This window comes from Mucilaginibacter jinjuensis, from assembly GCF_028596025.1.
Lineage (GTDB): Bacteria > Bacteroidota > Bacteroidia > Sphingobacteriales > Sphingobacteriaceae > Mucilaginibacter > Mucilaginibacter jinjuensis.
The window spans coordinates 3521463-3541156 of record NZ_CP117167.1; the positions used below are offsets into that span (position 1 = coordinate 3521463).

18 protein-coding genes are annotated in these 19694 nt (G+C 41.5%); 6 read left to right on the forward strand and 12 right to left on the reverse strand.

Annotation, left to right across the window (positions count from 1 at the left end; translation table 11 throughout):
* Positions 1–25: 25 nt before the first annotated feature.
* A complete protein-coding gene (locus tag PQO05_RS15795; protein ID WP_273628323.1) occupies positions 26–1687 on the forward strand; it encodes a MutS-related protein in 1662 nt (553 codons plus the stop codon).
* Between the two features lie 185 nt (positions 1688–1872).
* Here PQO05_RS15795 and PQO05_RS15800 read toward each other — a convergent pair whose 3' ends face one another.
* Positions 1873–2238 carry a DUF4406 domain-containing protein gene (locus PQO05_RS15800; protein WP_273628325.1) on the reverse strand — a complete coding sequence of 122 codons (366 nt, stop codon included), beginning with the start codon at positions 2236–2238 and terminating at the stop codon, positions 1873–1875.
* A gap of 70 nt (positions 2239–2308) precedes the next feature.
* Here PQO05_RS15800 and PQO05_RS15805 point away from each other — a divergent pair, with 70 nt between their 5' ends.
* Positions 2309–2680, forward strand: coding sequence for a VOC family protein (locus PQO05_RS15805; protein ID WP_273628327.1), 372 nt, complete (start codon positions 2309–2311; stop codon positions 2678–2680).
* 53 nt (positions 2681–2733) lie between these two features.
* Here the strand turns inward: PQO05_RS15805 and PQO05_RS15810 are convergent, their stop codons facing one another.
* The 6 genes from PQO05_RS15810 to PQO05_RS15835 all read right to left on the reverse strand — a co-directional run bounded on the left by PQO05_RS15810 (position 2734) and on the right by PQO05_RS15835 (position 8383).
* Complete coding sequence (locus tag PQO05_RS15810) at positions 2734–2916, reverse strand: hypothetical protein (protein ID WP_273628328.1); 183 nt, start codon at positions 2914–2916, stop codon at positions 2734–2736.
* A gap of 239 nt (positions 2917–3155) precedes the next feature.
* Entirely contained in the window at positions 3156–4433 is a 1278-nt protein-coding gene (locus PQO05_RS15815) for a glycoside hydrolase 5 family protein (RefSeq protein ID WP_273628331.1), read from the reverse strand.
* A gap of 145 nt (positions 4434–4578) precedes the next feature.
* Positions 4579–5424 (reverse strand): oxidoreductase, encoded by an 846-nt coding sequence (locus PQO05_RS15820; protein ID WP_273628333.1) that lies wholly within the window; start codon positions 5422–5424, stop codon positions 4579–4581.
* A gap of 31 nt (positions 5425–5455) precedes the next feature.
* The gene (locus tag PQO05_RS15825) at positions 5456–6295 is read right to left on the reverse strand and encodes an SDR family NAD(P)-dependent oxidoreductase (RefSeq protein ID WP_273628335.1); all 840 of its coding nucleotides are present in this window, start codon (positions 6293–6295) and stop codon (positions 5456–5458) included.
* Between the two features lie 83 nt (positions 6296–6378).
* Entirely contained in the window at positions 6379–7287 is a 909-nt protein-coding gene (locus tag PQO05_RS15830) for a helix-turn-helix domain-containing protein (RefSeq protein WP_273628337.1), read from the reverse strand.
* A 106-nt stretch (positions 7288–7393) separates the two neighbouring features.
* On the reverse strand, positions 7394–8383 hold the full coding sequence (locus tag PQO05_RS15835; RefSeq protein WP_273628339.1) for an aldo/keto reductase: 990 nt from the start codon (positions 8381–8383) through the stop codon (positions 7394–7396).
* Positions 8384–8616: 233 nt separating this feature from the next.
* Here PQO05_RS15835 and kaiC point away from each other — a divergent pair, with 233 nt between their 5' ends.
* From kaiC to PQO05_RS15855, 4 genes are read left to right on the forward strand one after another with little or no spacing between them, the layout of a single operon-like run.
* A complete protein-coding gene (kaiC, locus tag PQO05_RS15840; protein ID WP_273628341.1) occupies positions 8617–10380 on the forward strand; it encodes a circadian clock protein KaiC in 1764 nt (587 codons plus the stop codon).
* Positions 10380–10661, forward strand: coding sequence for a circadian clock protein KaiB (gene kaiB / locus PQO05_RS15845; protein WP_273628343.1), 282 nt, complete (start codon positions 10380–10382; stop codon positions 10659–10661). Before kaiC ends, kaiB begins: the two co-directional genes overlap by 1 nt.
* 20 nt (positions 10662–10681) lie before the next feature.
* Positions 10682–10996 carry a circadian clock KaiB family protein gene (locus tag PQO05_RS15850; RefSeq protein ID WP_273628344.1) on the forward strand — a complete coding sequence of 105 codons (315 nt, stop codon included), beginning with the start codon at positions 10682–10684 and terminating at the stop codon, positions 10994–10996.
* 12 nt (positions 10997–11008) lie between these two features.
* A complete protein-coding gene (locus PQO05_RS15855; protein ID WP_273628345.1) occupies positions 11009–12748 on the forward strand; it encodes an ATP-binding protein in 1740 nt (579 codons plus the stop codon).
* A gap of 78 nt (positions 12749–12826) precedes the next feature.
* On the opposite strand, the gene PQO05_RS15860 is transcribed toward PQO05_RS15855, so the two are convergent.
* The 5 genes from PQO05_RS15860 to PQO05_RS15880 form a co-directional block, all read right to left on the reverse strand.
* The gene (locus PQO05_RS15860) at positions 12827–13390 is read right to left on the reverse strand and encodes a DUF6252 domain-containing protein (protein WP_273628346.1); all 564 of its coding nucleotides are present in this window, start codon (positions 13388–13390) and stop codon (positions 12827–12829) included.
* A 190-nt stretch (positions 13391–13580) separates the two neighbouring features.
* Positions 13581–14684, reverse strand: coding sequence for an SMP-30/gluconolactonase/LRE family protein (locus PQO05_RS15865; protein ID WP_273628348.1), 1104 nt, complete (start codon positions 14682–14684; stop codon positions 13581–13583).
* Between the two features lie 249 nt (positions 14685–14933).
* Positions 14934–15209 (reverse strand): hypothetical protein, encoded by a 276-nt coding sequence (locus PQO05_RS15870; protein ID WP_273628349.1) that lies wholly within the window; start codon positions 15207–15209, stop codon positions 14934–14936.
* 99 nt (positions 15210–15308) lie between these two features.
* A complete protein-coding gene (locus tag PQO05_RS15875) occupies positions 15309–17750 on the reverse strand; it encodes a TonB-dependent receptor (protein ID WP_273628351.1) in 2442 nt (813 codons plus the stop codon).
* Positions 17751–17854: 104 nt separating this feature from the next.
* Positions 17855–19669 (reverse strand): M56 family metallopeptidase, encoded by a 1815-nt coding sequence (locus PQO05_RS15880; RefSeq protein ID WP_273628352.1) that lies wholly within the window; start codon positions 19667–19669, stop codon positions 17855–17857.
* Positions 19670–19694: the final 25 nt, after the last annotated feature.

The following is a 19694-nucleotide window of genomic DNA, read 5'->3' on the forward strand; positions in this document are numbered from 1 at the left end:
TGCACATAAATTGTACCTTCATATTATGATCGTGCTACCTTTTATTGCCATTGTCCTTATTGCTATTTTCACTTACAGTAACTTCCAACGGATCCAGAAAAGGAAACGCCTGCTTATTGAGCTTCGTGAAAATTGGGGACAACCGGTTGATGCTATTCGTAACTTTAGGCTCATTGGTAATTACAGCGATAAACTACACCAAAACCCTTTAAGCGATGCGCTGGCGAATGATATCGATCTAGAAAAGCTTTTTGCCTACGTAGATCGCACCAACTCAAAACCTGGTCAGCAATATTTATACGCCAAATTACGCAAGCCCGAACGTGAACGTCACAAACTACTCGATTTCGATCAGCTGATTGAACAGGTTGGTGCTGACGATGCCAAGCGTGAGGCCATCAGCATGGAGCTGCAACGGCTAAATAAAAGCGATGCTTATTATGTGCATCAGTTATTTCATAGTAAAGCGGTGCTCGATTACTCATTTGGAGAGAAGCTGTATATCCGCTTTGCGGGCATACTTTGGATTGCTGCATTGACACTCACTATTGTTTTGCACAATCAGTTCTTATTCTTTCTTACATTGGCACTTACGCTTTATAATTTCTACCTGCACTTTACTAATAAAGATAAGATCTTTGCCTTTGTGCATTCGCTTCCGCAATTAAAAACTATGATTGGTGTGGCCGGTAAGATCAGCAACATCATCCAGACTGCGGGCTATAAAGAAGCACAAGCATGTATTGAGAAACTAAAGACACTTAACCGCAAGCTCACCATAGTAAGTTTGGATGGCGGCGTTAGCGCTGATCCAACAGATCTCGGCTCCGGGATCTGGGAACTATTCAAGATATTGTCCCTGTTAGAGCCCCGCAGTTTTATCACGGTTATTGACGAAGTAAATAATCATCAGCAAGAGATCGAGTTGCTATTTAATTACGTGGCCGAAATAGATGCCGCCATCAGCGTAAAATCCTTACGTGCAGGACTACCCTATTATTGCAAACCCGATTTTACCATTGGCGGAGAAACTTTGGAAATTACAGATCTCTATCATCCATTGATTGAAAACTGCATACCAAATTCCTTATCTGCCAAGTTTAATCAGGGTGTATTGATTACCGGCTCCAACATGTCGGGAAAGACAACTTTTATACGCTCTATATCTGTTAACACTTTGTTGGCGCAAACTTTATACACCTCAACGTCACATAGCTACCAGGCTCCTCTTTTGGATATTTGCAGCAGTATAAACATGACTGATAGCCTGGACGAATCAAAAAGCTATTTCCAGGCCGAGGCTCTATCTATTTACAACATCCTGAACCACGTAAAGGCCAACGACGGTAATTGCCTTATTATTATCGATGAAATTTTCCGGGGTACCAATACCATTGAACGTGTAGCGGCAGCAAGGGCTATCCTCTCCCATTTATCAGCCAACAAAAACTTCGTATTTGTATCAACCCACGATCTGGAACTGGCCGAATTATTAGGTGATGAATATGCTGTATACTCGTTCGAAGAAATGGCGGCCGATGAACGATTGATCTTCGATTACAAGATAAAGCCTGGTATATTAAAGCACAAGAATGCCATAGCCGTGTTAAAGGCTATCGGCTATCCTGAAAGTATTATTGCTAACGCGAATAAAGTAAGCGAAGAGTTGGGAAAGAAGTATAGTTAAACAATATCAACGTCATTGCGAGGTACGAAGCAATCCCCGACCTACAGAGTGGCTCTGTATAGTTCGCGATTGCTTCGTTCCTCGCAATGACGGTAAAGTAGTAGAAATATCCTACAAAAAAGCCTCTCGTTTTTCGGAAGGCCTTCCTTTGTCCTTATAAAGTTTTGGGGTAATATATGCTGTCTCTATATTCGTGGCACATTATCCAGGTTGTAAAATATTTCTTTTTGCTTAGCCAACCCTACTGCAACCATTTCATCTGCCCCGGCAGATGGGCCGCCAATACGCAGCACTGCGTCACAGTGGTCTATCAGTTGTATAGCTATCGGGTGGAATATTTCATTAAATACATCGTCGCCAACTTGTTTTGATCCTGCTGCTTCAATTAAAGGTAAGGCAAACCATTCGCCCAGTACCGGTGTATGGCCTAAGCGGTAAACGGCTAATGCTGTATCTGTCATGTGTTTTACATTGGCTTCAATTAAGATGGGATCATCGTTGGTACCGGATCTGTATGGGCCGGCAACCAGTATCATCAGGCTTTTTTTCATTACTGCGATTATTTTAAGTTTAATCTGTTTTAAGATTGATTAGTTTTACTAATGTTACAAATTTAGATACATGAAGTTTAGAGTAGCCCGCCATACCATAGATCTTAAACGCATCATACATTTTTATAAAAATTTATTGGGATTGAATGTGCTTGGCGAATTTAAGAATCATGCTGGTTACGATGGTGTTTTCTTAGGGTTCCAGAATGTGAATTGGCACCTCGAATTTACAGTATCAAAAGATCTACCACAGCATAAACCCGATGAAGATGATTTGCTGGTTTTCTATTTAAAATCGATTGAAGAATATGAATCGCTCAAGGCTATATTCCGAAACAATAATATCTCTGAAGTTGAACCTAAAAATCCATACTGGCAGGCAAACGGTACGTTATATCTTGATCCCGACGGGTATGGGGTTATTTTAACAATAAGCAAATAGAACAGGCATCCCACAAAAAAAGCCTCTCGTTTTTCGGGAGGCTTTCTTTGTCCTTATAACATTCTGCGTTTGGGTTTGTGTACGCTGTCACGGTTCCAGGTTTGGTTAGCACTTTGGCCACCACCGTTACTAATGCCACGCTTCTGTTCGGCCTGTTTCAAATCGCTGAAGTTGCGGTCTGATGTTGATCCTCCCTGCACTGCGGCATTCCCTTTTACATGATGTTGCTCTTTCATATTGCTGATGATAATTGGTATTTACTAAGGCAGCATTAACTGCTGTGTTATATTATTTACAACAACTATGCCGACAAATTGTGTATCGATTTTTACGGAATCAGTAATCATTCCCAAAATCTGACATTAAAATTATTAAATCGATAAATTTAACTATCGTTTATAATATCGCAGGCAATACAAGTTACACACAAATTATTCATTTACAATAAAATACAACATTATTTTACACCAAATTACTAGGGTTTTACATAAAAAGGGATATTCGCGGTGGCAACGTGATTATGTCCGTCCATAACATACAAAAACAAGCGGTACGCGCCCTCCTTTTCAGGTGCTTTTATGATTGCATGCTCAGTATTGGCATCTCCTATTAAACCGGCTATTGGCTCCGGTCTCGATTCATGATCTCCACCTGTTTTAAGATCAGTGCTCTCTGGTAATAACTCCCACCTTGCTGTAAGTTTATCATTTTCAGGATCATGCACAAAAGCTTCAGCCTGGTAAGCTTTACCGGCTTGCAGATAAACAGAATTGGTTCCGCGTTTATTCTCTAATAAAAGTGAGTCCAGATGCGGTGCACGATTCTTTGGATAGCTGCCGGTCCAAAGGTACTGCATCACATCCACTACCTCGCTGGTTTCCCCATTTTCGGTAAATAAGCCGTACCAGGTTGGCGTACGTTCTTGTTTTTGTCCCCACAGAAAAACGTAAGAACCCAGGCAATTTTTGTCTACTTTAATGGAGGCTTCGTATCTACTTTTGTACACTGCAGCCTTCTCTGTGCTGGTTTCTTCTACCGAAGCTTTCCATGGCGTTTGCGGCCCTTCCCAGTGCCCGGTCGGCCCCCACTCGGTTACAATGTAAGCTTTAGTCCATTTAGCCTCACGGATTTGCTGGGGCACTTTAGCTAACCCACCGTAAACCTGTACAGCCAACAGATCCAAATCAGGGCAGCGTGCTATAATTTCAGCCACTACTTTAGGGTTAACACCAGCCAGACTTGTTGTAGCCGGATGGTTGGGATCTTCCTCGTGGATCATTTTGGCAATACCATTCACCGCATCCCAAACTTTAGGGTTCTTATAGTTCAGGTTAAGCTCATTACCAATATCCCAGATCAGCAGAGCCGAGCTATCACGATATTTTCTTACTTCCTTACGGAGTGTTTCTAATTGCGCATGCACAGCCGCGGTATCATCATAATTAAAGCCATGGCGCTCAATGCCCACGCTTAAGCCCATAGTTACAGTTAAGCCGCGCTGATACGCTTCTTTGAGGTTTAAAGCGCCAATGTTACTATTCCAGGTGCGGATTGAGTTACCGCCGCATTCTACCAATTTATCCAGGTAACTGCTGCCTCCAGCTCCCTTTATAAAATAAGGCTTACCGCCACGCAATAAAGTGTAGCCGTCTCCTTTTTTTACTATGGTAACTTTGATGGGTTTGGCACTGGCGGCAAAGCAAATGCCGGATACTGCGATGCCTATGGCAAACAGTCTTGATAATAATCTCATAATGGTTTTGATGTATTTGAAGATACCAAAATACAATATTAGAAGCCTTAAATACCAATGCAGGCAATTGTTAGCAAATTATTACATACAAAAAGCGCCTTCTGTAGTACAGAAAGCGCTTTTATTATATAATAGAGTGGTTGTTTTAGTTTTGAAACGAGGTTGAAACAGTTAGTTCTTTCCAGGTCTCCATTTCATTTTGCACGTAGGCAATTTTTGCCTGGGCAGCGTTGTACGCATCCTCACCAAGGAATAAGTTAAGCGGCGGATTTTCTTCTAACGTAATTTTGATCATTACATCAGCTGCTTTTTCAGGGTCGCCGGGTTGATTATTATTAATCTGGTTTTGATGTGCATTTTGCGAATCGCGAATGCCCTGGTAAGCATCAATAGGGTTTTTAGGCGTAACTAATGAACCCGCATCAAGAAAATTGGTACGGAAATAACCAGGTTGAACAATGGTTACCTTGATCCCAAAAGGTTTTACTTCGGCAGATAAAGACTCTGAGAATCCGTTTACCGCAAATTTGGTTGCGCAGTAGATTCCAAAACCAGGAAATGCACCTGTAAAGCCACCTATTGATGATATGTTTAGGATATGTCCGCTTTGTTTCTCACGCATATAAGGCAAGGCATAGCGGATAATATTTAGCGAACCGAATACGTTTACTTCGAAGTTATCGCGAGCTTCCTGGTCGGAAGTTTCTTCTAATCCGCCCAAAAAACCGTAACCTGCGTTGTTAACCAACACATCAATCTGGCCAAATGTGTTAATTGTTTTGTCAATAGCCTGTTTTACACTTGTTTCGCTTTTCAGATCGACAGATAGCGGCAGAAAGTCGTTATTTTCGGCACCAACCACTTTGATCAGGTCTGATATATTGCGCGATGTTGCCGCTACTTTATAGCCGTTTTTTATTAGTTTTTGTACCAGTACCAGGCCTAAACCTTTAGAAGCACCGGTTACGAACCATACTTTTTGATTTTCCATTTTATTGTTTGTTTTAGATAGATTTTAATGATTAACCATGATAATCCATAGCCTTTGATAACTCCTCATTCATGCGGAATTCTTTATTCAGCAGATCAAGTTTCGCCATTGCCCTATTGTAAGCATCGCTGCCCAGTAGCAGGTATAACGGCGGATTTTCTTCTAAACCCACCTGAATGATGGCCTCAGAGGCCTTTTCCGGGTCACCGGCTTGATGCCCGTTCATATCGATGAAGCGGGCGTGGGTGGCACGTACGTCTGTATACTCTGCAATTGGTGTTTTAGTCATCACCAGTGATTCAGGTGTTAAGAAACTGGTTCTGAATGCTCCTGGTGCAACAACAGTAACCTTAATACCGAATGATTTTACATCCTGCGCCAATACTTCCGAAAGGCCGATAACGGCAAACTTGGTAGCCGAATAGATTGGCCAGCCTGTACCACCCGCAATACCTGCTATAGATGAAATGTTGATGATATGACCTGATTTTTGCCTACGCAGGTAAGGCATTACACTGCGTATAACGTTAATAGTACCGAACACATTAACGTCGAAATTTTGGCGGGTTTCCTGGTCAGTTAGTTCCTCAATGCTGCCGCCAATGCCATAACCGGCATTGTTAATTACTACATCAATTTGATTGAATGTTTGGTGAGTTGTGTGGATAGCTTTGCAAACGCTATCTTCATCAGTCAGGTTAACCTGCAACGGTAAAAAGTTGGGCGACTCGCCACCTACAGCATTAACCAGTTCATCTAAATCGCGGGAAGTAGCAGCAACATAATGGCCCGCACTTAGCAATTGCCTAACCATGCTTAACCCGAAACCTTTAGATGCCCCTGTAATAAACCATACTTTTTTTTGTTCCATAAATCTTTGTTCGTTTGATAAAACAAAGGTAGGGCAACATTAAAAGCAAGTGATTACGCTAAGCAAACAGATACTTACGAAATTCAAACATTTCTGAATGAACTTGGGGTTAAAGCAGTTTTCTTTTTGAAAAAGTTATTGAAATGGGTGGGTTCTTCAAAGCCAAGGGAGTATGCAATTTCGGCAATATTCCAGTCGGTATGTTTTAACAGGGTTTTGGCTTCGCTAAGTAAACGCTCGGCAATACGGTCTGTGGTGGTTTGGCCTGTGGTTTCACGAATGGCCCTATTCAGGTGATTTACGTGCACTGATAGCTGGTTGGCAAAATCATTAGCCGAACGCATAGCAAATCGCTGCGACGGTGTCTCTATCGGGAACTGGCGCTCCAGCAATTCTGTAAATACAGCAGTAATACGCGATTTAGCATCGGTATACCTGCATGATGCCTCAGATGGTTTTGTTTTTAGTGCGTAATGAATGATATCCGTTACATAATTGCGCAACAGGTCATATTTATAAATATAGTCCGATTCAATCTCGGTCATCATTTTATTGAATACTTCAGATACATAAGCCTCCTGCTCGGCATTCAATGGATAAAACGGACTATTACCTAACTGGTACATAGGAAGTTCATTAAGGCCACCACGTATTTTATCGGTAAAAAACTCTTCGGTGAAAATGCAGAAGAAACCTGTTCTATCGTCTGTTAGGTTTTCCCAGGCATAAGGCACCATCGAGTTAAAAAACATCAAAGTAGTACCAGATACGTCGATACTCTTATCAGCATAGTGGCATGTGCTGTTGCCGCGCATCATGGTTATTTTGTAATAACTCCTGCGGCTATAGCTTACATGGCCGTTAGCCGGATTAGGGCCAATACAATCCTCCATTCTAAAAACATTAAAATGCCCTATCTCCTTCTGGATATTCTCGGGCATCCATTGTTGCTTATGCTGATAAAATTCTTCGAGTGATTCTGTAGTTACCATATACAAAGTTACGTAATTCAAACACTATTTCAATTTCAAGTGTCTTTTAAAAGTAAAAACCATTACTTATTTGAGTAATGGTTTTTATGCGATAAAATGTCAATTCTTAACTTTTATCTACCATTTTAGCGGCAGATTCATCGTATCTGGCACCTGTATTTGGATATTTTTTAAGGAGGTCTTCTATGTCGCTCAAATTTTCTGCTGACAATTCTACGTCAGGAGCCCCGGCGTTATCGGCCAACTTATCCCGCTTTTTTGTACCCGGTATCGGGATGATATTGTCACCTTGTTTTAGTACCCAGGCCAGGGCAAGTTGTGCCGGACTGCAACCAATTTCAGCAGCCAGATCGGCAAAAGATTGTGCCAGTTTTTGGTTGTTGTCCTGGTGTTCTTCCTGGTAACGCGGCAGCTTTTTGCGGAAGTCGTTATCGGGTAAATCTTTTAAGTTTAAGGTATTGGTCATTAATCCCCTGGCCAGCGGGCTAAACGGCACAAAGGCAATTCCCAACTCCTTACAGGCTGGCAATACACTTGCTTCTACATCGCGGGTTAATAGGGAATATTCGCTTTGCACAGCAGCAATCGGGTGGGTTGCATGTGCTTTGCGGATGGAGTTTGCCGAAGCCTCAGACAAACCCAGATAACGTACCTTACCTTCTTTAACTAACTCACCCATAGCGCCTACCATTTCTTCAACGGGTACATTGGGGTCGATGCGGTGGGCGTAGTATAGATCGATCACATCAACCTTCAATCGCTTTAAGCTAGCTTCGAGGGCCTTTTTCATATAAGCCGGCGATCCATCAAACACCATTCCGTAGCCATTGCTGCCCTCACGCTGGGTAAAACCAAACTTGGTAGCTATAAATATTTTATCGCGGTTAGGCACTAATACGTTGGATATCAGCTCTTCGTTCACCCCACTGCCATAAACATCGGCGGTATCCCAAAAGTTAATGCCCAGTTCTAGTGCGTAGTTTAGTGTTGCTATTGATTCTTTATCATCGGGCACACCATAGGCATGGCTCATGCTCATACAGCCCAGGCCAATGGCCGAAAGCTTTTCTCCGTTTCCAAAATTTCTGTATTTCATATCAAATGGTATAGTTAAATCAAATGTATAGGCTACTGCTCATATATTAGATCAGCTTAATGTAATAAGTATGTTATTGATTATCAATAAACCGCTTTTTGAAAAACACTTTAATGCCATTTAAGTTTATTATGCTATTAAAAGTTTACACCAAAAGAGCTACACAAGCATAACCCTTATTTAATTAGTAATAAAAATAATTGCTACATTAGTAATTTCCATATAGTTTCAATATGCCTTCTAAAAAAGCACCGATAACCCCCAGGCAACTGCCTAAAGAATTGCCCAAAACACCAACAGGTATTATAGGATTAGATGAAGTTACCATGGGCGGCTTGCCAACCGGCAGGCCCACTTTAGTATGCGGCAGCGCAGGTTGTGGTAAAACGCTACTGTCCATCGAGTTTATTGTGCGGGGCGCTCTTCAGTTCAATGAACCGGGTGTTTTTATAGCATTTGAAGAAAAGGCAGATGAGCTGGCCACCAACGTAGCTTCATTAGGATTCGATCTGAACGAACTTCAACAGCAGAAAAAAATCAAGATAGATTATATTCATGTTGACCGCAGCGAAATTGAAGAAACCGGCGAATATGACCTTGAAGGTTTATTTATACGCTTAAACTACGCGATTGACAGTATTGGCGCCAAGCGTGTTGTGCTGGATACCATCGAGAACCTTTTCTCTGGCCTAACTAATCAAGCTATTCTGCGTGCTGAGCTGCGCAGGTTGTTTCAATGGTTAAAAGATAAAGGCGTTACCGCTATTATTACCGGCGAAAGAGGCGAAAAAACCTTAACCCGCCAGGGGTTGGAAGAGTATGTATCTGATTGTGTGATCTTACTGGATCACCGCATTATCAACCAGATCTCTACCCGCCGTTTACGTATTGTTAAATACCGGGGTACTACGCATGGTACCAATGAGTATCCTTTTTTAATTGACGAAGATGGTATATCGGTGCTACCGGTAACCTCATTAAAGTTAGATAAACCGGTATCGTCCGACAGATTCTCATCAGGCATACCTGCACTTGATAAGATGCTGAGCAAGGGTGGCTTTTTCCGTGGCAGCAGCATTTTAGTTTCGGGCACCGCAGGTACGGGCAAAACCAGCATAGCAGCCAGTTTCTGTAATGAAGCCTGCTTGCGTAACGAAAAGTGCTTGTTTTTTGCGTTTGAAGAGTCGCCGGCCCAAATTATCCGTAATATGCGCTCTATTGGCATGGATCTGCAAAACCATATAGATAAAGGCTTGTTACAGTTTTATGCATCGCGCCCAACCCTATATGGCTTGGAGATGCATCTGGTTGCCATACATAAGGCTATCAAGAAATTTAAACCTAAAGTAGTTATTTTAGACCCGATAACTAACCTGATTACGGTTGGTTCGGTAAGTGAAGTAAAATCGATGCTGGTAAGGCTGATCGATTTTTTACAGGAAGAGCAAATTACCGTGATGTTTACAGCTTTATCATTAAACACGGTTGTAAGTGAGCAAACGGACGAGGGCGTATCATCATTGGTTGATGCCTGGTTACTAATCAGGGATATTGAATTGAATGGCGAGCGTAACCGCGGTTTATACATTATGAAATCGCGCGGGATGAAACACTCTAACCAGGTGCGTGAATTTTTAATTTCAGACAAAGGTTTAGACCTTATTGATGTTTATGTGGGGCCTGATGGCATACTTACAGGTTCGGCGCGTGAGGCTCAAATACTGCTGGAAGAAACCGGGCAGGTACTACACACACACTCTATTGGCTTTAAAGACCAGGAGCTGTTACGTAAACGCAAAGTTTTGGAATCGAAAATTGAAAGTTTGAGATCTGAATTTGAATCGACTGAAGCAGAACTGAATAAGACTTATGTAGAAGAAGCCATTAAACAGGATGTACTGCAGCAAAACCGCCAAAAGTTAACCAGCTTAAGGGGTAAAAATATTGACGACGATATAGACACAACAAAAAGTAAAAATAAAAAAAATAAAAAGTAGTGGGTAAAGCTTATGAATTAAGGCTATATGTGGCAGGTAAAACAACAAAATCTGTAACTGCATTAAATAACCTTAAAAAATATTGTGAAGAACATTTAAAGGGCCAATATAGCATTGAGGTAATAGATTTGCTGGTACAACCGCAATTGGCGGAAGGCGACCAGATTTTGGCCATCCCTACCCTTGTTAAAAAAGTACCGGAGCCGGTACGTAAAATTATTGGCGACCTATCTAACGAAGAAAAAGTTTTAGTTGGGCTTGATATCCGTACCAAAAAATAATAGCATAACTAAAATATAACATGACAAATAAAAACGATGATGCTATTGATTGGGATACGAATGATGAACAGATTTTTAAGCTGCGTTTGTTTGTAACCGGCACATCTCCTGCTTCTGTACGGGCAATTAATAACCTGCATGTTATTTTAGAACAACATTTAAAAGATAGGTACGAGTTAGAGATTATTGATGTTTACCAACAGCCTTTGCTGGCTAAGAGTGAAGATATATCGGCTATACCTGTATTGATAAAAAAAGATCCGGCCCCCATGCGAAGATTGGTCGGAGACATGTCTGACACAAATAAGGTACTTCGCGGCCTTGGCTTATTGTAAATTTTTCACAGTTTGGAAACTACAAGAACCTATCAGGACCTGTTAAAAGAGCTGAAAGATTTACAGCTTGAAATGGAGGAAACGCGCTTCAGATTAGAAGAAGCGACCGATACCATCGAAGCCATCCGTACAGGTGAGGTTGATGCTTTGATTGTGAACGACGGCGAAGGGCACCAATTGTATACCCTAAAAAGCGCCGATCAAACTTATCGCATTTTTATTGAGCAAATGACCGAAGGCGCGGTTACGCTTAATGAGAACGGCCATATTTTATATAGCAATTCGCAGTTTGCCCAATTGGTTGGCTTACCGCTCGAAAAAGTTACCGGTAAATCATTTTATAAATTTATTACCGAAGATTGCCTGGAAGAATGCGAGTCGTTAATTAATAAAGCCTGGAAAGGCAATACCAAAGGCGAACTATCATTACTTACTAATTATAGTCCAAAAATCCCGGCCTTACTTTCGCTAAAAACACTTGATCTGGATGAAGGCCTCTCGTTAAGTGTTATTATTACTGACTTAACAGAACAAAAGGCAACCCAGGAACTTTTAGAGCAAAAAAACGCACAGCTTGAACAAGCCCAGGAGATAGCGTACCATTTAAACCTCAATCTGGAAAATACGGTTAAAGAACGCACACACGAGCTGGAGATCAACATCCGCGAAAAAACAAAGATTGAAGAAAACCTGCGTGGAAACCAGCAACGCCTGCAAAGTATATTGGATACCATGGCCGAGGGCGTAGGTATTGTTGACACCGAAGGCAAACTAATATATGCCAACCCAATGGCGCAAACCATTTTTGGCATTAAAGATGGGGAAGCGGCTTTATTTTCTGCAGATAACCCCAAATGGCAAAATTTGCATATCGATGGCTCTGCCCTACCGGATGATGAGCACCCTATGGCAATTATGTTTGCCACGCAAAGAGCTATTTACGACCACGAAATAGCCATACAGTTTGAGGATAAAGAACGTTCATACATCTCTATCAATGCAGCACCGCTTATTGATCAAAACGGGAAACTGAATGGCGGCGTGGTAACTTTTACAGATGTTACCGCACGCAGAAAATCAATACAGCAAAAAGACGATTTTATCAGTATTGCCAGCCACGAGTTAAAAACGCCGGTTACCAGCCTGAAGGCTTCTATCCAGTTATTAGAGCGGATGAAGAACAATCCATCCCCTGTTATGCTGGCTAAACTGATAGACCAATCGGGACGCAGCCTGGAAAGACTGAACAACCTGATCAATGATCTTTTAAATGTTAACCGTATTACCCATGGCCAACTGCAATTACGAAAAAAACAGTTTGTGGTTGGTGATATGATTAACAGCAGCAGCTATCACTTGCTTTCTGCAGGCGTACATCAATTAAACATAAACGGCGATCTTGATTCGTTTATTTATGCTGATGAGCAACGGGTTGAACAGGTTATGATCAACTTTTTAAACAATGCGGCTAAGTATGCGCCCAATTCAATTGATATAATTATTGCGGTTGAAAAGTTAGACAACAAGGTAAAAATATCTGTGGCGGATAAAGGACCGGGTATTTTGCCGGAAAAAATCCCTCACCTGTTTGATCGTTATTATCGTGCCGACCATAGCGGCACCCAATTCTCGGGCCTTGGCCTTGGCCTGTACATCAGCGCCGAAATTATTAAACGCCACGGCGGCGAAATTGGCGTAGATAGTAAACTGGGTGTAGGCAGTACATTCTGGTTTACACTTCCTGTTCAATAAATACAATCAGCATTTCATTAAACAAAAAAAAGCCGTCACATTAATTGAGACGGCTTTTTTTATTGAAAATATCTTCGCTTAGTTGGTTACCGTTTTGTAAGTATAAGGCAAGCTGGTTAACTGCCCGGTTGCTATTTGTGCAATACTGATAGATACAAAGTTGCCGTTGTTATCGTAAACCGTGTTGGTAGAAATAAAGTTAAAAGTACCCGTCAGGGTTTTCTTCACCGTATCAATTGATGCAATGATGATTTGCTGAGAACCATCTTTAGTGGTGCCAAATGGTGTGTATACATATTTACCGCCTACGTTTTGCAGTGTGCTATAGTTAAATGTTGCATTTGATGTATACGTGCCTATCGGGAAATTAACACCGGCAGGTGAATTGGTATTTGTAATAGCCATAGTAACCTGTTTTTGCGCATGTGTTGCACTGCAGGTTAGTACCCTTGTTTTTGTTGTTGGGTTATAAGTTACAACGGCGCTCAGCGTATCGCTGGGTGCCCATAAAGTTCCGTCTAAATAAGCCTGAAAAGGTGAGATAGGCGCAGTAGTTGTAGTGGATGCTGTAACGCCGTCTTTTTTACAGCTTTGTATCAGGAATGCACAAAAAACAAGTAGAAGGGTATATTTTATTTTCATCTGTGAAATTTAGCCCAAATTAAGATCATTTATTGTTTAAAATATATGATTTCACACATTTTAACATTTGACCGTGTTTGAACCTTTTTTTACTGGGGTTTTACTACCCCTCTAAACGTACTTTTAAACAATATTGTATGCCGCAAAAATAATAAATATTGTTTCTGTTTAGGGATGATTGCAATAATAATTAAGGCAATTTAACTTTATAAACGCGGAACGGATATTCAACCTTATCCTGCCCGCCATTATACTTAGGCAATCGGTTCACCTGCGAACAGCTAAAGTACAGATAACCATCGTTTCCAATACCAAATGAGTCGGGCCAGATCAGTCTTTCGTCCTTTACCAGGAAATGTACTTTACCATCGGGCGTAACATATTGTATGGCATGGTCGGGCGAATCACTGAGGTAAATATTGCCTTTTACATCGGCTATCATACCGTGGCACACGCCCGTTTCGGCCACCATTTCTACTTTGGATGATAGATCAGCATCGGTAAGTGATGGATTAGCAAGATCTGTTGTGAGGATCCTATACAACTTGGTTTGGTTAATGGCCCTAAAGTAGAAGTATTTGTTATCCTTGGTTAAAGCGATGCCGTTAACGTTTGAGGTAAATGGCTTACCGTTATCATCAACCACATCCTTACCATCCAGATGCAATTTAAAACCCGGCACAACCGAGGTCGACTTATCGTTTTGGAGTACTACCCTGCTTTTGCCGCTCTTCAAGTCCAGTACCACAATGGCGTGCAAACCAGGATCTGATAAATAAGCCAGTTGCTTACTGTTATCAATACACATATCGTTGAGCGCGCTTTTATCTTTCGGCAGATCATCAAAAGTGTAGATATGCTTTACTTTATTAGCATCCAGATCAATCTGGATCAGTTTAAACTGCCCCTGTGCAGGCGCACCCTTATCATTACCAAAAACAGACGATGCCCCTGCCGGAGCGGAGTCTAACACCCACAGGTAATTTTGATCATCTGCGTATAGGTCCTGTACGTTTACAAAATGGTTTTCGGGCTTATCGGTTACAAATTTATTCCATTCGGCATTTGGGAAAGGTACACGCTCGCCATTCACTATTTCGGTGAGCCCATAAACATAAGGTTCGCGGTGTGGAAAGGAAACAAATAACCGGTTACTACTAGGCGCAACCGTAACCCCAATAGGCTGATTCTTTCCGAAAGAAATAACCTCAATTAAATCGGCACTATGTTGCTGGGCATGGGTTAAAGTTATTGCAGCCATTATACAAGCAGTAATCAGTAGTCGCTTTATCATTATTCAAATTCTGTAGTATTTATAATACTCACAAACTAAAAATAAGTTTGGGCTTTTTGATTACCGTTAAGTCTGACCGGACTAAGTTTTACCAATAAATTAAAAACTTTGTCATTTCGACGATAGGAGAAATCTTGTATAGCTTGCCTTTTAAGAGCATAAGATTTCTCCTATCGTCGAAATGACAGACATAAATAAAGGAAACTGATTTACCTGCTATTTTGAATAACAATTTGATCAAGTTCTGCCTTACGCCAATCCCCTAATCCCATCAGCCCTGTTCACCATGATCTTCACTTTTTTGCTGATATGCATAGTGGCATTGATAGCAGCTTCGAGCACGGCATTGGGGTTAACCTCGCCTATCCAGTTATAGTAACCAACAGGCAGCTCATGTATAGGGCTGCGCGATGTAAGCTGGATGGTTTTGCCGAAGCCTGCTGCCTTCATCAGGTTATCAATTTTGTGATAGATGTTTTCTTCTTTCGATCCCAGAATTTCTACCCGGGTGGTATACATGGCCATTTGATCTGCGTTTTAAGATTTAGTGCTTAAAATTAAGATTCGGCCACCGCTTACCGGGTAGTGATTTCACGGTATTTCAAGGGGTAAAATTCACTTTATTTAGTTCTTTACCCTGTTTTGTTCGCTCTCTGCACCGTTAGCGTTATGCTTCCGCTGGTCAGAGATGGCCTTACCGAAACGATAACTCAGTGATACAACTGCAGTACGGCTATCGCTTACGTTATGGTAATCAGCGTGGGTATTGGCCAGGTTATTAATAACACCGCTGTTTACCATGGTTTTGAAAATATCATTCACCACCAGTTTAAGCGAAGTGCTACCCGAGAGTTTCTTAGATAAGCCTGTATTAACCCTTCCCCTTTGCCCTACTATAAATTGAGCCGAAGTAACCTTGCTTTGGTACATGCCATCAACCTGCCAGGTCCAGTCGTTCTTGAATTTAAACTGCATTACCGGTTTTAAGAAGCAAAATGTGCCTTTGGTATCCAGCGTGCCGGTATAAAAATCGCTGATGGTGTGGATATTGATGAGGCTTGCGTACATATTAAAGTTAAACCATTTATAAGGATCGAACGTGGCGTTAACAGAAATACCCTTATTAATGGTAGTACCAATATTACCGGGGCGACTGTAATAAATACCGTCCACAATTTCAATGGTTTCGTTTACATCATCGTGTGTTTTGCTGTAATCCAGACTGGTGGTAATGTTTTTATAGGTATGGGTTATTTCAATCTCGTTGGTGTATGAAGGTTTCAGGAAAGGGTTACCAGCGTAATAGGTAAATTTATCCAGTGGCGCAATAAAGGGGTTCAGATCTTCGTAATACGGACGGTCAATCCTGCGGCCATAGTTTAAGCCGATAGTTTGTTTACCCGCGCTATCAATTTTGTACTGGAAATAAAAGGTAGGGAAAAAGCCACCGTAGTTGCGTTTAAAGGTCGAGTCCGGCTTTTGCACATTACCTAACTGGTTACCATCTGAAACAGTATTCTCAAACCGTAAGCCCGCCTGGATAGAAACCCGTTTAAAATCCTTGCTGGCGTTGATATAACCCGCATTGATGGTTTCTTTATAAATAAAATGGTTGGTTTTGCCGTAATCTGGTGTGGTTACATCATTAACGGTATAAAAGTAATCGGCTACATTATCTGTTTTGGTATAGCTGGTTTTACCACCAACTGAGAGCTTAATCCCATCATTCAACGGGTGCGTATAATCTGCCTTGGCCGAGTAAATGTGGATATTAGCAGGTAGCGTACCGGTTAGCATATCATTATCGGCCAGCGTACCATCGGGCAGGTAACTGTAGTTGTTAAAAGTTTGGTTATTGTTGGTGTTATAGGTTAAGTAATCTACATCTGCTGTTAGCTCGTGGCCTTTTTTATCGTACTCGTGGCGATAGTTTAGGTTGATACCACCGTTTTTAAAGGTACGGTCTTGCGCGTTATGGGCAATAATGGTTGAATCGAGCACGTTCTGGGCATCCATAAACTTACTGCTGTTTAGCACACGCTCAGTACCTGGGTTAATCAACCCGGTAAGGCCGATACCCAGCGTGGTTTTGTCTGAAGCATAATAATCTAATCCAATCTTACTATTATAGCTCTGCGATTTACGGCGGATAAAGGAGTTTTGCAGGAAATTGGTAACCGGCTGATCGTTATCATCCACAAAGTGGCGGTTAATATCCAGATCGTTATAATTATTGCTGGTACTGAGGCTAAGGTTACCAAACAGGTTAAACTTGTTATCGCGGTAGTTGAAGTTAAAGCTATCGTTAGTTTTGGCATAGTGCCCCTGCGAATAACTGAGGTTTACCCCACCATTAAAGCCTTTAGCCTTACCCCTTTTTGTACGGATATTAATCACCCCGCCATTACCCGCAGCATCATATTTGGCAGGTGGATTGGTCATCAATTCAACCTGATCTATACTTGATGATGGCAGGGATTTGAGATAATTTTCCAGATCGATACCGGAAAGATACGTCGGTTTACCATCAATAAAGATCTTCACATTACCTTTGCCTTGCAGGCTGATGGCGCCATTCTCATCAACTATAACGCCCGGCGATTTTTCCAGAACATCAATAGCTGTTCCACCTGCGTTGCTGATTAAGGCATCGGGATTAACAATTGTGCGGTCAATCAAATGCTCTACCAACGGTTTTTGGCTGCTGATGGTTACTTCCTTTAAAGTGGTACCACTTTGCTGTAAGATAATGGCGGGGATAGTTATATCCTTTTGACTTAGCTTAATCACTTCACTTTTATATCTCTGATAGCCCATCATGGTTACTGAAAGCTTGTAATCACCCTGCTTCACATTCTCAAACTGATAAACACCTGATTGATTAGCCAAGGCCGTTTTAACCAGTACAGAATCGGCAGCACGTAAAAGGTATACGGTAGCCCCATCCATTGATTTGCCGTCGCTCCCATTAACCTGACCGCTTATTTTAAAACCCGTTTGGGCAAATGCAAAAGTTGAGGCAATAGTTATCCATGTGGCTATTAAAGCCGCAATTTTTAGTCTCATTGTATGGTATGTTTTTAAGGTTGTGTTATAGTCTATTGGTGAACTTTAAGGCATAGTTTTCCCTGTTCACCATTTCTGTGAATTAAAAATCAGGCTTAAAATATTTATTGGATTGTTGTTTCTGTATTATAGTTATACATCCACGACCAGCTTCCTTTTTTACCTTTATCAGGTGCCGGCACAAATGCTTTCTTGAACTTCAGGAAAACATCATCCGGCATCTTCTTGCCGTTCACGATAAATTCAGTGTCACTCAGTTTAAAAGATTCCAGGTCGCTATGCATTTGAATAATGCCTTGCTTTACCAATTCTGCGGTAAGTTTATCCCTGTTGCTTTTCTCTCTATTGGCATCATAAGGTTTATAATCTGCCGCATCATACGGCTTGTACGATTTTAGTCTGTCAGCATCATAACTAGCTTTTGAAGCAGTGTAAGCTTGCTGATCGGCCAGCCTGGTTTGTACTGCTGCTAATTTAATTTTGTGATTAGCATCCTGTATCTTTTGATTCGCATCATTAAGTTTAACCAGGGTTTGTGGATCGACTCCTACTTTCAAATCCAGTTTAACATTAATCGGAGTAATCGGGGTAATCGGATCAATAGGCCGTATGGGTTCTTTTATGGGTGTTATTTCATCAATTGGCTGTGGCGTTTTTGCTATATGTATGATCGTATCATTCTCCACAGGTATTACTCTTTCGGCTGTATCAGTTACGGGTTTAACCTCAGCTGCAACCGTTGTAACCGGTTTAATGGTGGCACTATCCGGTATTTCAGTCACAGTTTCTGATGTTACTTCTTGTTTAATTGATTTGCTTACATGAGTAATTACTTTGGCTGTGTTATCAACCAGTTTGTTTATTTTATCGGCGTTAGAGAAAGCAGTAGTCAATAATCCGGCTGTAACCAGGCATAGGGCCAGTAACGATTTCTCCATTACATTAAGCGACTGGTTATTATTAGATACCATGCGCTTTACCCTACCCATTAAATGGTTTTTACGTCCGCTGAAAGCCATAGCGTAAGCCGGTGCCGAAAGCTGGTACTCCTGGCACGAAACCAGTGCCCTGATGTAGTTTACCTTGCTGCTGGTTTGTGCTACAGCAATATCATCGCAACAGTTCTCGCGTTCGGCTTTAATTAATGAGGAGATCCATAATACGGCCGGGTTAAAAAAGAAAACGATCTCCATTAAACTTACCAGCAGGTTCACCAAATAGTCGCGGCGGCGGATGTGCGCCAGTTCATGCACCAGTATGGCTTCAATTTCATCAGTAGATAAGGTGGTCATCAAGCCGACAGGAATGAGGATCAGCGGTTTCAGATGACCAATAACCATTGGCGCCTTGGCCATGCCCGATTCTGCAATATGGACAATTTGCTTAATACCCAGTCGTTGGGCTAACTCCTTCACCCGGGTTTCCCAGGCTTCATCCACAGCGAAAATGTTTCTGCGGCGCATATAATATAAACTATGCAAACCTGTAATCAACTGTAAACAGCGTGCAAAAACAATCAGGAACCATACTAATACAATGGTATAAGAATGCTCATTTAAGTAGTTGAACAGTTTACTATCATTGATCATTCTGATTTGAGGGAACACAGGGGTAGTAATTTTAATACGTACATCGGCCGCATTGTTATGCAATTGATGCGGTTTTATAAGCACTATTGTTCTATAAACCTGCACTTCCTGCAGTTGATCTATTAAAGTATAAGTAACCGAACAGGCAAATAACACCAAAGAGGCGATCAGCAAATTATACCTGCGGGCCGGGCTCGACCGTCTGGTGCAGATCACAATTAAACCCGCCACAGCAGCCAGTAACAAACCCTGCCATAGTGAATGCACCAATGTATTACATAATGCCTTAACTACATAACCAGCTGTTTCCTTTACCATTGAAAGATCCATGATCGTATCTCTTTTAAATGATCAA

Bases quoted from the DNA above. Each gene is read 5' to 3' on its own strand.
- PQO05_RS15850 (WP_273628344.1), top strand. From the start codon at position 10,682: ATGACAAATAAAAACGATGATGCTATTGATTGGGATACGAATGATGAA.
- PQO05_RS15820 (WP_273628333.1), bottom strand. From the start codon at position 5,424: ATGGAAAATCAAAAAGTATGGTTCGTAACCGGTGCTTCTAAAGGTTTA.
- PQO05_RS15800 (WP_273628325.1), bottom strand. From the start codon at position 2,238: ATGAAAAAAAGCCTGATGATACTGGTTGCCGGCCCATACAGATCCGGT.
- PQO05_RS15805 (WP_273628327.1), top strand. From the start codon at position 2,309: ATGAAGTTTAGAGTAGCCCGCCATACCATAGATCTTAAACGCATCATA.
- PQO05_RS15795 (WP_273628323.1), top strand. From the start codon at position 26: ATGATCGTGCTACCTTTTATTGCCATTGTCCTTATTGCTATTTTCACT.
- kaiC (WP_273628341.1), top strand. From the start codon at position 8,617: ATGCCTTCTAAAAAAGCACCGATAACCCCCAGGCAACTGCCTAAAGAA.
- PQO05_RS15880 (WP_273628352.1), bottom strand. From the start codon at position 19,669: ATGGATCTTTCAATGGTAAAGGAAACAGCTGGTTATGTAGTTAAGGCA.
- PQO05_RS15815 (WP_273628331.1), bottom strand. From the start codon at position 4,433: ATGAGATTATTATCAAGACTGTTTGCCATAGGCATCGCAGTATCCGGC.
- PQO05_RS15865 (WP_273628348.1), bottom strand. From the start codon at position 14,684: ATGATAAAGCGACTACTGATTACTGCTTGTATAATGGCTGCAATAACT.
- PQO05_RS15835 (WP_273628339.1), bottom strand. From the start codon at position 8,383: ATGAAATACAGAAATTTTGGAAACGGAGAAAAGCTTTCGGCCATTGGC.
- PQO05_RS15810 (WP_273628328.1), bottom strand. From the start codon at position 2,916: ATGAAAGAGCAACATCATGTAAAAGGGAATGCCGCAGTGCAGGGAGGA.
- PQO05_RS15875 (WP_273628351.1), bottom strand. From the start codon at position 17,750: ATGAGACTAAAAATTGCGGCTTTAATAGCCACATGGATAACTATTGCC.
- PQO05_RS15860 (WP_273628346.1), bottom strand. From the start codon at position 13,390: ATGAAAATAAAATATACCCTTCTACTTGTTTTTTGTGCATTCCTGATA.
- PQO05_RS15825 (WP_273628335.1), bottom strand. From the start codon at position 6,295: ATGGAACAAAAAAAAGTATGGTTTATTACAGGGGCATCTAAAGGTTTC.
- PQO05_RS15870 (WP_273628349.1), bottom strand. From the start codon at position 15,209: ATGGCCATGTATACCACCCGGGTAGAAATTCTGGGATCGAAAGAAGAA.
- PQO05_RS15830 (WP_273628337.1), bottom strand. From the start codon at position 7,287: ATGGTAACTACAGAATCACTCGAAGAATTTTATCAGCATAAGCAACAA.